This window comes from Azospirillum oryzae (assembly GCF_008364795.1).
Classification (GTDB): Bacteria; Pseudomonadota; Alphaproteobacteria; order Azospirillales; family Azospirillaceae; genus Azospirillum; species Azospirillum oryzae.
This window is the reverse complement of the sequence record NZ_VTTM01000008.1, coordinates 14,790-26,422: the sequence shown is the minus strand read 5'-3', so window position 1 is coordinate 26,422 and position 11,633 is coordinate 14,790. Positions and strand designations below refer to the sequence as shown.

9 protein-coding genes are annotated in these 11,633 nt (G+C 65.2%); 4 read left to right on the top strand and 5 right to left on the bottom strand.

Translation table 11 applies throughout. The features are described 5' to 3' along the window. Positions 1-290: 290 nt before the first annotated feature. A complete protein-coding gene (locus FZ938_RS20480) occupies positions 291-1,229 on the bottom strand; it encodes a class I SAM-dependent methyltransferase (protein WP_149200297.1) in 939 nt (312 codons plus the stop codon). Between the two features lie 587 nt (positions 1,230-1,816). Between FZ938_RS20480 and FZ938_RS20475 the strand changes: the two genes are divergently transcribed. From FZ938_RS20475 to FZ938_RS20465, 3 genes are all read left to right on the top strand, one after another. Next, positions 1,817-2,122, top strand: coding sequence for a hypothetical protein (locus tag FZ938_RS20475; RefSeq protein WP_149200296.1), 306 nt, complete (start codon positions 1,817-1,819; stop codon positions 2,120-2,122). 119 nt (positions 2,123-2,241) lie between these two features. Further along, the gene (locus FZ938_RS20470) at positions 2,242-3,132 is read left to right on the top strand and encodes a hypothetical protein (protein ID WP_149200295.1); all 891 of its coding nucleotides are present in this window, start codon (positions 2,242-2,244) and stop codon (positions 3,130-3,132) included. Positions 3,133-3,176: 44 nt separating this feature from the next. Continuing rightward, positions 3,177-3,464, top strand: coding sequence for a hypothetical protein (locus tag FZ938_RS20465; RefSeq protein WP_149200294.1), 288 nt, complete (start codon positions 3,177-3,179; stop codon positions 3,462-3,464). Positions 3,465-3,501: 37 nt separating this feature from the next. Here the strand turns inward: FZ938_RS20465 and fcl are convergent, their stop codons facing one another. After that, positions 3,502-4,521 (bottom strand): GDP-L-fucose synthase, encoded by a 1,020-nt coding sequence (gene fcl, locus FZ938_RS20460; protein WP_149200293.1) that lies wholly within the window; start codon positions 4,519-4,521, stop codon positions 3,502-3,504. A 23-nt stretch (positions 4,522-4,544) separates the two neighbouring features. Between fcl and FZ938_RS20455 the strand changes: the two genes are divergently transcribed. After that, on the top strand, positions 4,545-5,993 hold the full coding sequence (locus FZ938_RS20455; protein ID WP_149200292.1) for a YncE family protein: 1,449 nt from the start codon (positions 4,545-4,547) through the stop codon (positions 5,991-5,993). Between the two features lie 502 nt (positions 5,994-6,495). Here FZ938_RS20455 and FZ938_RS20450 read toward each other — a convergent pair. Genes FZ938_RS20450 through FZ938_RS20440 form a run of 3 tightly spaced genes read right to left on the bottom strand, consistent with a single transcriptional unit; the run spans position 6,496 to position 11,453 of the window. After that, positions 6,496-7,848, bottom strand: coding sequence for an SEL1-like repeat protein (locus tag FZ938_RS20450; RefSeq protein ID WP_149200291.1), 1,353 nt, complete (start codon positions 7,846-7,848; stop codon positions 6,496-6,498). A gap of 2 nt (positions 7,849-7,850) precedes the next feature. Then, complete coding sequence (locus tag FZ938_RS20445; RefSeq protein WP_149200290.1) at positions 7,851-9,284, bottom strand: HlyD family type I secretion periplasmic adaptor subunit; 1,434 nt, start codon at positions 9,282-9,284, stop codon at positions 7,851-7,853. Positions 9,285-9,296: 12 nt separating this feature from the next. Continuing rightward, a complete protein-coding gene (locus FZ938_RS20440; protein WP_149200289.1) occupies positions 9,297-11,453 on the bottom strand; it encodes a peptidase domain-containing ABC transporter in 2,157 nt (718 codons plus the stop codon). Positions 11,454-11,633 lie beyond the last annotated feature (180 nt).

Genomic DNA, 11,633 nt, shown 5'->3' with positions numbered 1-11,633 from the left:
CGGCTCAGCAGGCCCACGACGAACTGGAGACACTTAATATTCAGTCTCGCGTATTAAATCGGAGGAAGAAAATTATCCCCTGCATACCCTTGATAGGGTCTTGGTTCGAGAAAAGTTCTCTGCGCAATGGCATCACACCATTGTTCATACGTCTAATGGGGCAACCATGCGTATGCAACAACATATTTATGTGTCTTTTTGCCCTCTTGACGGACCTACGAAATCTTGGTGACCGAACGGAGGCTGCAATCTAAGGCGGCGGCACCTGGGGATGCTCCGGCATCGCGCCTTCAGGTGGATTTCCTGGCCAGGATGGTGTTGGAGCGCCAGAGCCGGTTCCCGACCAGCTCGTCTTCCGCCACTTCCAGAACGCGCAACCCGGCCTCTTCGAGCAGGGCGAAGACCGTATGCTGAGGCAGGGCGTGCATCTCCATCTTATGGCTGCGAGGATCCTGGGCCAGATAGTCCGCGGCGCGGAACCGGTAGTCGGGCGCGTAGGTCGGCAGCTGGAAATAGGCGATGCCGCCGGGGGCGAGGGTGTCGAGCGCCGTGCGCAGGAGATGGCCCATCACCGGCGGCGGATTGTGCTGGATGACCAGCACGCTGAACAGGATGTCGAAGGCGCCGAGCGTGCCGAGGCGGGCGATGGAATCCAGGTGGGCGAGCGAGACGTTGCCCACCCCCAGCCGGCCCAGATGCTCCCCGGCGAGCCGCAGCATGGGAGGGGCGATGTCGACGGCGGTGACATGGCCGACACGGCCAGCCAGCCAGCCGGTGACCCGGCCGACCCCGCAGCCGATCTCCAGGCAGCGGGCGTCCGCCGGCAGCGACAGGCTGCTGCGGGCCAGAAAAGCGGCGAGCCGGTCCACGTCGTTCCGGCCGCTGGCATAGAAGGCGTCCTGGTGCGCGGCGATGTTCGACCGGGTGAAGTTGTCGTTGGTCAGGACGGCCCAGTGGGGTTCGACCTCGGCAAGCCCGGTCCAGCAGAGACCGACGCGTTCCAGCAGGCGGGCCAGGGTCGCCTCGTCCACCCGGTCCTCCACCTCCATCGGCGGCTCCATGCCGGACCAGCGGGTCGGACCAGATATGTCCTCCTCCAGCTTGCCGCGGAATTCGGCGGAGTTCAGGAAGGCACCGCGCAGATCGTCCAGAGTCCCGCATGCGTTCGCCGCATCGCGCAGCACCGTCTCGTTCTCCGGCTCCCGCCCCAGGATCAGGCGGTAGGCCATCCTCACATCGTCAGTCGAAACCACAAGGAAACACTCCCCAACGTAAAATCAACGACGCAATGTAAAATCACGAATTGAGAAAATCCGCATTTCCATTTTCGGCTGCGGGTGGGGCGGATCGGCGGGTTCGGAGTGGCCGGCCGGGATTTTGACAGACACTCTCAAATGCGTCACAGCATGAATATCAACTTCACATAAAACGCCTGAAGCGGCAACTTCCGCGCAGCGCAACTTATAAATCAGCGCCGCCTATAAATAAGTGTTTATATTATTTAGTCTAATGTCTGATGCGCATCTTTTCGCGTGGTGAGGGCAAACGCCGGCCAAAGCGATGACGACTTCAAAAATATTGGCAACTCGATGGTCCATGGGTGCTTCCTTCACGGGTCGTAATCCATTCTCACCGATCCCCCATGTTCCTCTTTTTTAGACAGCGCTTGACAGTCCATTTCCCACGAAGATAGAACGAACCATAAACACGCAAGATTCCGTCCCGATTGCCCCGCCTGGCTGCCGCCACGGCGGGGCTTTTCGCATGGGCCTTCCGCCCTGCTGAACCAACCCCGAACGACGAGGAGAGAAACGGTATGCCGCTCCTGCCCACGGACGACACCGGCCAACGCATTCAGGCGCTGCGGCCGGGCATTGCGCAGACGGTGCCCATCGGCGCCGCGTCGCACGCCTCCGCCCCCTTCAACGACGCCACCACGGTGATCCGGGCCGTCGCCACCGCCCCCTGCTTCCTCGCCCTGGGCAAAGCGCCGGCCGCCGGTACGGCCGGGCATTATCTGCCCGCCGGGGCGCCGGAATATTTCCGGGTGGTGCCGGGCGAAGCCCTGGCGGCGATCCGGGCCGTCGGCGACGGCATCCTGTACCTGTCGGAGATGCAGTGATGCTGGCCCGCGTCGGCCGTCTGCTCGCGGCGGTGCGGCGTTTCGTCGCCACACTCGCCACCCGTTCCGGAGATGCGCTCACCACGCGCTCGGGCGACCGCATCATCGGGAGGTGACCCATGTCCGACATCGCGATTCATCAACTCCCCGCCGCCAATCCGCTGACCGGCGGCGAAATCCTGCCCGTCGACGACGGCACCGCCACCTTGCGCACGACGGTCGCCGCCATCCGCCAGGGACTGGCCGCCACCGGACACGGGCATGCCGTGAGCGACGTGGCCGGATTGCAGACGGCGCTGGATGCCAAGGCGCCGCTCAGCACCCCGGCCTTCACGGGTGCCGTCACCGTGCCGGCCGGCAGCGCCGCGGCCCCGGCCGTCTCCCCGGCGGGTGACGGCGACACCGGCCTGTTCTTTCCGGCCGCCAATACGGCGGCGTTGGCCACCGCGGGCATCGAACGCCTGCGCATCGCCCCCGACGGGACGCTCCAGCTCCGGCCCGGCGGCAGCAGCTATCTGGGGATCGTCCCGGCCACGCCGCATCTGGCCGGCAACGTCTCGTCGATCGGGCTGGTGGTTGCGGACGGCGGCGGGGCGTCGGGCGTCTTCGTCCACAACACCCACAACGGCACCTACTGCAGCCAGGAGGTCCGCATCGCCACCGCCCAGGGCGGCACCTCCTTCGCCACCGAACGGGCCAGGGTCGGGGCGGACGGCACCCTCACGTTCGGCGGCGCGCCGGGTACGGAAAGCCTGCGGGTGCTGCCGGCGGCGGGGTCGAACCGCGCCGTCACCGTCGCGGGCAGCAGCGGTGGTGACCCGGTGATCGCCACCACCGCCGGCCGGCTGTCCTTCGGCGCCATCCCCATGCTGCCCAGCTACACGGTCGCCACCCTGCCGAGCGCTGCGGCGCGCGGCTTGATCTATGTGTCCGACGGGGCCGGCGGCAAACGGCTGGCGGTCAGCGACGGAACGAACTGGCGGTGGCCCGACGGGGCCATCGCGTCCTGATCCCTCACATACCGCCCCCTTATTCCCCGAGAAGGAGCATGAAGATGCAGACCACCAGGCAACCCTATGAATTCCTGGTCCGCTGGGACCATACGGGCCGGCTCTGCGGCGCGCATGCGCAGTTCCGCTATATCACCACCGCCGATGACGGCACCATGATCGGCGAGTTCATCGGCGCGGCGGAGCCGGTCGCGGTCGCAGGGTCGGCCGGCTTTCCGCTGACCGACATCCTGTCCCCCCTGCAAGCCGCGGCATTGGCCGAGCGGGACGCCCTGGCCGAGCGTCTCGCGGAACTGACGGCGTCCGGGGCGGACAGCCCGGCGACAGCCTGACGCCGGAAAGGCCCGATCCTGGGGGCCGCGCGCCGGATCAGAGTCCGGCGCCGCGCAGCCTGCCCGCCTTCAGGTTCTCCGCATACCAGCGATAAGCCTGGGCAAAGCCGTCGCGCAGGCTGGTGGGCGCCGTCCAGCCCATGGTGGCGATGCGGCTGTTGTCCATCAGCTTGCGGGGGGAACCGTCCGGCTTGCCGGGGTCGAACTGCAAATGGCCGCTCCAGCCGACGACCTCAGCGATCAGCTCGGCCAGCCCACGGATGCTGATCTCCGCGCCGGTCCCGACATTGACGTGTTCCTCGCCGGAGTAACGTTCGGCGAGGAAGACCAGGGCGTCGGCAAGATCGTCCACGAACAGGAACTCGCGCAGCGGCTTGCCGCTGCCCCACAGTTCCACCGTGTCGGCACCGGTCTCCTTGGCACGATGGATCTTGGCGATCAGCGCCGCCGCGACATGGCCCTGCTGGAGGTCGAAGTTGTCGCCGGGACCATAGAGGTTGGTCGGCATCGCCGCGATGAAGTCGCAGCCATATTGGCGGCGATAGGCCTGGCACAGCTTGATGCCGGCGATCTTGGCAACCGCGTACCATTCGTTGGTCGGCTCCAGCGGCCCGGTCAGCAGCGCCTCCTCGCGCATCGGCTGCTCGGCGAGCCGCGGATAGATGCAGGAGGAACCGAGAAAGACCAGCTTCTTCACGCCGGATTTGTAGGCGCCGTGGATGATGTTCGTTTCGATCGCCAGGTTGTCGTAGAGAAATTCGGCCGGGCGGGTGGAATTGGCATGGATGCCGCCCACCGTCGCCGCGGCCATGAAGACGGCGTCGGGACGTGCCTCGGCCATCCAGGCCTCCACCTCCGCCTGCCGGCGCATGTCCACCTGGTCGCGGCCGACGGTGAGAATGTCGCATCCCTCGCGGTTCAAACGACGCACGATCGCAGACCCGGCCATGCCGCGGTGGCCAGCCACCCAGACGCGCTTGCCACGCAAGGGGAACAGGAGGGACTCGTCGCTCACACCGGTTCTCGCTTCTGATTCATTACCGCCGCTTCCTAGCATTGGGCACGCCGCCGGTCCAGTAGGTGTCGATCCCCAACTACCATTGTGGATATGGATCCTCCGATCTATACATCACCTCACCATCGGCGATGCACGAAACGAATTGGGTTAAGCCCTTGGTTCATGACATGGCTGACAGAGAAGATGCACTGGGGGAGTGTCGCATGAACCTTGCAATCACCACGTCGAAGCATCTTCTCGTCCTCGATACTGAAACCTTTACGGTGCGCATTGCCAACAGCCGGGCAGGCATCTACTACGGTCTTTGCGCCGATACGAAGGCAGGGGTCCTGTATGTCGGCGCCCGGAATTCCGCCTCCGGTCCCTATGACGAGGTGTCCAGGGCCGGCGAACGGGGCAGCATGCTGGTCTTGAACGACCGGATGGCGGTGATCGCCAATCTGGCGCCTGATTTTCCCCTGCGCGACATGCATGCGGCGACCCTGTTCGACGGGAAGCTGTGGGTGGTCTGCTCCTACGACAACATGGTCGCGGTCCACGACCTGCGGACCGGAACGTGGGACCGCTGGTATCCCGCCCCCAACCCCGAGGACCGGCACCGGGACGTCCATCATTTCAACACGCTGCAACCGTTCGATGGCCGTCTCCTGCTGGTCGCCCACAATCGCGGCCCCTCCAGTCTGCTGGAATACCATTATCCCGGCCTCGACCTTCTTCAGGCGACGGACATGGGCGTACACACCCACGACCTGCTGATCCGGGACGGGGACCTCCATTGCCTGAGTTCGTTCGACGGGACGGTCCTGGCGAACAGGACAGCGAAAGTCTTTACCGGCCATTACCCGCGCGGCTTCGCCTTCCACGACGGGCGCTTCTATGTCGGCATCTCCACCTTCGCACCCAGGCAGGCGAGAAAGGACCAGTCGGCAACGGTCCGGATCTTCAATGCAGACTGGACCCTGGTCGGGAACATCCGATTACCGGACGTGGGCATGATCTTCCAGATCGCACCGCTGGACGGATTCCCGATCCACACCGCCCATCTGCCGGAACTCCCCGGCGCCGAATTCGTGAAGGGCGGGTACTGCTCCAGCTTTCCGGCTCCGTCCTATGAACTGGGTTCACCGCAGACCGACGGCCTGCTGAACCGGAACGAATGGCACCGGGCCGAAGGAAACGGCCGCTGGACGGCGGCACGCCGGGCCGGGATGAGGATCGTGGTCAATCCAGGCAGCCGCCGGCTGTGCGTAAGGCTGGCGACGCCGATCCGCGGCATCAAGGTTTCCATCCTTCTCCAGGACATTCCGGTCGCATCCTTCGCCTTCCGGCAGGCAGGCGGCAGGACGCAACGCTGCACCATCCCCGCCGGCCTGACCGGCGAATGCACGCTGGAGATCCGGGTCGATCGCCTCTGGCACCCCGACAAGACGATCGCAGGAAGCGCGGACAGCCGCGGCCTCGGCGTCTTCGTCGAGGAGGTCTGGACTGAGGCCGCCGGCACCAAAATCTAAGAGATCATTTTCTTTTTGAAAAACAACCCTACTTAGCGTTAAAACGCCAATACTTCGGTATTCTCTCAGAATACGGGACCGGGGCCGCTGTCCAGCGTCAGTTCCCCGCCCCTTCTGCTCTCCTATCACCTCGCCGACAGCGACGGGAGGATCGTCCTCTTCGATGGCCCGCGTTCGCCTTTGCCGAACCGCCTTGCCCAAGGGGAATCCTGCACGGTCGAAGCGCGGGTGGTTCTGCCCGATTCTCCGGGCGACTGGAGCGTAATCTTCGATCTGGTTGTCGAGGGGCGTCAATGGCTTGGCATCGACCATTCCCACCCCTGCATCGTGACGTCTGCCGAACCGTCGGCTGAAGCCGGGCAACCCCGGGAACAACCGTCGCCCTGATCGACTTTGTCCGGCGACGGATCTTGACCGGTCGCCGGAAGACCGCGCCTCCAGCACCGGTTGAAGCAAAGCTGGACGGGGGCCGAAACCGCCCTGCCCCGACCGGTCCTGTCGATCAGCCCGTCGCCATCAGCTTGGGGTTCTTCTTCCAGTCTTCCATGATGACCTGAGCCTTATGGCGGTCCTCGCTGGTCAAGACGCCTCCCAATTCATGGGCTTTGGCCTCCAGCGCGTCGCGGTCGGGGCCGGGTTGGGTGGTGGCGGCAGCCATGATGTACCAGACATAGCCCTGGATCGGGTTGTAGGCCTTGCCGTCACGGTTGGCGTAAAGGGCGCCCAGATTGGTCATGGCGCCGGTGTGGCCCTGGGCCGCGGCCTTGCGCAGCCAGTCCACGCCTTCGACCAGTTCGGGCCGGCCGCCCCAGCCATGGACAAGCATCAGGCCGAGATTGACCTGAGCGCCGACATTGCCCTGCATCGCCGCCTTGCGGTACCAGACCGCGGCTTCGGCATGGTCGGGCGCGCCGACCAGCCCGTTGGAATGGATCAGGCCCAGGTTGAACTGGGCATTGACGTTCCCCTGCTCCGCCGACAGCCGGCACCATTTCAGGGTTTCGCGGTAGTCCTGCGGCACCCCGTGTCCACGGGCGTAAAGCAGGCCCAGATTGACCTGGGCCACCGGATGCCCCTGTTCGGCGGCCTGACGGTAGAACTCCGCGGCACGGGCCGGATCGGCCTGCACACCGGAGCCATGCTCGTAGATGATCGCGAGCGCCAGCTGGGAATTGACGAAGCCCTGCTCGGCGGCCCGCCCGTACCAGGCGACCGCTTGGATCATGTCGCGCTCCACCCCCTGGCCGTTGGCGTAGAGGGAGGCGAGGGCATGCTGGGCGACGGCATAGCCCTGCTCGGCCGACATCCTGTACCAGGAGGCGGCGGCAGCATGGTCCTGCGGCACCCCCTGCCCGAAGGCATTGAGCAGGCCCATGTGATGCTGCGCTTCGGCATGTCCGGCCTCGGCGGCCAGCCGGTACCAGTGCAGCGCCTGGGAGATGTCCGGACCGATGCCCAGCCCATTGGGATAGAGCAGGGCCAGATTGGCCTCGGCCGCCGCCGGGTTGGTTTTGGCCACGGTCTTGTACCAGCGCACCGGCAAGGCGCTGTCCTGCGGCGCTCCTTCGCCGTTCGCATAGCACAGACCAAGCGAGAACTGGGCTTCGACATGGCCCTGCTCGGCTGCCTTGCGGAACCAGTGGGCCGCGTCGCCGAAATCGCGCACCACCCCCTGGCCGCGGGCGTAGAGCTGGCCCATGCGGTATTGCGCCTCGGCATGGCCGCGTTCGGCCAGCGGCATCCAGTCCGCGACGGCGGCGGCATAGTCCTCCGCCTCGAAGGCGGCGAGGCCGCGCTGGAAGTCCGGCTTGCGGGAGGTGGTGGATTTGCTTCGCTTCAGCAGATTGCCGAACAAGATCAAGGCTCCCGCAGGCTTTCGTCGACCCCACGCAGGATGGGACGCAGGAAATAGGTGATGATGCGGCGCTCGCCGACCTTGATGTCGGCCGACAGCGGCATGCCGGGGATCAGGCGGAAGTTGGACGGCACATTGTCCAGCGTGGTCGTCAGCAGCTTGATGCGCGCCCGATAGAAGAGTGCGCCGTTCGCGTTGTCCTTGTTGGAGAAGGAGTCCTCGCTGATCGTCTCCACCTCTCCGTCAAGCGCGCCGTGCTGCATGTAGGGATAGGCCTCCAGCTTGACGCGCACCTTGTCGCCGACCTGAACGAAGGCGAGGTCGCGCGCATCGATGTTGGCCTCGACCTCCAGCGCGGAACCGACCGGCACCAGGGTGAAGAGCGGCTCGGCTTCCTTGGCGACGGAACCGGCGGCGGCCTTGGGCGAGACCTCCAGCACGATGGCGTCGACCGGCGAGTCGAGTTGGACTAGCGACTGGCGCTTGCGCGCCTTGATCAGCTGCTCGCGCAGCGCCTCACGCTCGTTGCGCTGGGTGGTCAGCTCCTCGATGATCTTGCCGTTCCATTGCTGGATGAAGACGTCGCGCTCGGCCAGCAGGGCCTGCAGGTCGTGGCGGTTGCCCTGCAGCTCGTTCTGGTTCAGGACCAGGTTGCGTTCGATGTCGATGCGGTCGCTGGTGGCCTGGAGCAGGTTCAGCTTGCTGCCGACCTGGGTGGCCAGCAGCGAGGAGCGCATGTTCTCGATCTCGCGCACCACCTTCAGCCGCTCGTTCAGGTGGACGCGGTCCATCTCGTACTTGGTGACGTTGGACTGCAGACGCGCGAGCTTCTCTTCGTAATTCAGCATCTGGGACTGGTACTGCGCCTGCCGCTCGCGCAACAGCGACTGCTGCAGCGTGCCATAGCCATAGCGATCCGCAGTCGGCACGAAGGGCTTGCCGTCATGCTCGGCCTCCAGCCGGGCGATCTCCGCGTCGGCGTTGGCAAGACGGGATTCCAATTGCTGGACGTCGGCCTGGGTGAAGGTCGGGTCCAGTGTCGCCAAGACCTCGCCCTTGCGGACGACGTCGCCCGGACGCACCAGCACCTTCTTGATCACCGCCATTTCCAGCGGTTGGACCATCACGTTGGATTCGACCGAGATGATCTTGCCCTGGGCGACGACGATCTTGTCCAGGTAGGACAGCGTCATCCAAACGATCAGGCCGATGAAGAACAGTGCCAGCAGATGCAGGGTGATGCGCGCCAGAAAGGGATCGGGGGCGTTCTGGATCGCCTCGGTATCCTTCTGGAAGGCACCGATGGCCGCCTTCCCCCGCGCCTTCGCCCGCTTGTCGAGCGGCTGGGCCGGTCCCCGCGGCACCGCATCGTTGGCGGGAACGCGTGCCGTCTCAATTTTCGCGAGCTTCTGTGCGGTCGGCTTCTGTGCGGACAAGGGCGCGCGCTCCTAGATGTGCCGGTTCTGCTGGTGCCAGAGATGCTGGTAGATGTCGCAACGCTCCAGCAGTTCATCGTGCTTGCCGCTGTCGACCACCTTGCCGCGGTCCATCACCAGGATGGTATCGGACGGCACCAGCGACGACAGGCGGTGCGAGATGATGATCACGGTACGGCCGCGCGCGATGTTCATCAGGTTCGCCTGGACGATCGCCTCGCTCTCGGCGTCGAGCGCCGAGGTCGCCTCGTCCATGATCAGGATCTTCGGATTGGTCAGCAGGGCGCGGGCGATGGCCAGACGCTGGCGCTGACCGCCGGACAGGTTGGACGAGCCTTCCTCCAGCATCGTGTCCAGGCCCTTGGGCAGCCGCTCCACGAACTCGTCGGCGCCGGCCAGATGGATGACCTTCAGGATCTCTTCGGTCGTCGCTCCCGGCTTCGCGGCAGAGACGTTCTCGCGGATGGTGCCGGTGAACAGGAAATTGTCCTGCAGCACCACGCCGATCGAAGCGCGCAGGTGGTCGAGATCGTATTCGCGCAGGTCGTGGCCGTCGATGCGGATCAGCCCTTCCTGCGCCCGGTGCAGACCCTGCAGCAGCCGGGTCACCGTGGTCTTGCCCGAACCGCTGCGGCCCATGACACCGAGGATGATGCCTTCGGCCGCGGTGAAGGAGACGCCGTCGAGCGCCGGCGGGGCCGAGGCGGCATAGCGGAAGCGCACGTCCTGGAACTCCACCGTGCCGCGCAGCGGTGTCCGCAGGCCGCGGCCGGTGCGCCCTTCCTCCGGCGGATGGTTCATGATCGAGCCCAGCATCTGGACCGAGATCGACACTTCCTGGAACTGCTGCACCAGCTGCGCCATCTGCAGCAGCGGCTGGGTGACGCGGCCGGCCAGGAGGTAGAAGGCGATCAGCGCGCCCATCATCAGATCGCCGTTCAGCGCCAGATAGGTGCCCAGGCCCAGCAGGCAGGCCATCATCAGCTGGTTGAGCGGCATGGCGACCGTCTGGCCGATGATCATGATGCGGCCGACGTCGAAGCGCTGTTCGGCGGCGCGGGCGACGCGGTGGTCCCACTCCTGCTTCTGGCGGGCATCGAGCGCCAGCGACTTCACGGTCCGCATGCCATGGATGTTTTCGATCAGGAAGGACTGCTGGCGGATTTCCGCCTGATAGAGGTCCTTCAACCGGCCTTTGATCAGCGGGATCATGATGCCGATGTTGATCGCCATCAGCACGGCGAAGACCAGGACCAGGAAGGTCAGCGGCACGCTGTACATGAACATGATCGGCAGGAAGATCACCAGCGAGACCATGTCGATCAGCGTCATGAAGAGCTGGCCGGTCAGGAAGTTGCGGATGCGCTCCGCCTGCTGGACGTTCTTGACGATCTCGCCCGACGACACCCGCTCGAAATAATGCATCGGCAGGCCGACGAGCTTGTTGAAAACCTGAACGTTCATCTTCGCGTCGATCTTCTTCGTCGCGTAGAGCATCAGGTACTGGCGCAGGTAGGAGAAGGCGGTCTCGAACAGGATGACGCCGACCATGCCGATCATCAGCACGCTGAGCGTGCCCAAGCTGCGGTGGACCAGCACACGGTCGACCACCAGCTGGAAGAAGATCGGCACGGCAAGCGCGAACAGGCTCATCAGGATCGCCGCGATGCCGATGTCGCGGAAGATGCGGCGATGGCGCAGGATCTCCACCAGGAACCACTTCAGGCCGAAGGGCTGCTCGGTGTCGGCCAGGCCGTAATCCCGCTTCAGCAGCACGATCTCGCCGGCCCAGGCCTGGCTCAACCGGATGCGGTCGACCGGCAGGATGACCTCCTGCCCGGCCAGCGGATCCTGCAGGATGGCGACGTCGGTGTCGCCCTGCTTGCCGAAGCCGAGCACCACCATCGAATTGCCGTTGCGCAGGCGCAGGATGGCAGGGAAGGCGTCGTGGAGCTTGCCCAGATCCTCCCAGTCCAGCGTCGTCGCTTCGGCCTTCAGGCCGATCGACTTAGCAACGCGCAGGAGGCGGGCGGTGTCCAGTTCCTCGTTCCCGATGACGTTGCTGTGCTGAAGCCGCTCGGCTGAAACGTCGAGACCACGCTGGCGCGCGACGGCGGCCAGGGAATGCAGCCCGGTGTGAGCGCAGGGGACTTCCGCAGCAAGGGTCATGGGAACCGCCGTGAAAAATGTGAAACACGCCGCGAAAGCAAGGTCTTCATACCGTTCGATCACCCGGTCTCGATCGACCATGCGCTCCTTGGCCCCGGGGCGCGACGAAGCGCGTGCGTCCGCCACTTGCGGACGATGCATAACCACGCGATTCCGCTGGAATAGCAGAAGAGGCCCAAC

What these genes read in the sequence shown, in the direction of transcription:
- FZ938_RS20480 (WP_149200297.1), bottom strand. Translation starts at nt 1,229, where the DNA reads ATGGCCTACCGCCTGATCCTGGGGCGGGAGCCGGAGAACGAGACGGTG.
- FZ938_RS20475 (WP_149200296.1), top strand. Translation starts at nt 1,817, where the DNA reads ATGCCGCTCCTGCCCACGGACGACACCGGCCAACGCATTCAGGCGCTG.
- FZ938_RS20470 (WP_149200295.1), top strand. Translation starts at nt 2,242, where the DNA reads ATGTCCGACATCGCGATTCATCAACTCCCCGCCGCCAATCCGCTGACC.
- FZ938_RS20465 (WP_149200294.1), top strand. Translation starts at nt 3,177, where the DNA reads ATGCAGACCACCAGGCAACCCTATGAATTCCTGGTCCGCTGGGACCAT.
- fcl (WP_149200293.1), bottom strand. Translation starts at nt 4,521, where the DNA reads ATGCTAGGAAGCGGCGGTAATGAATCAGAAGCGAGAACCGGTGTGAGC.
- FZ938_RS20440 (WP_149200289.1), bottom strand. Translation starts at nt 11,453, where the DNA reads ATGACCCTTGCTGCGGAAGTCCCCTGCGCTCACACCGGGCTGCATTCC.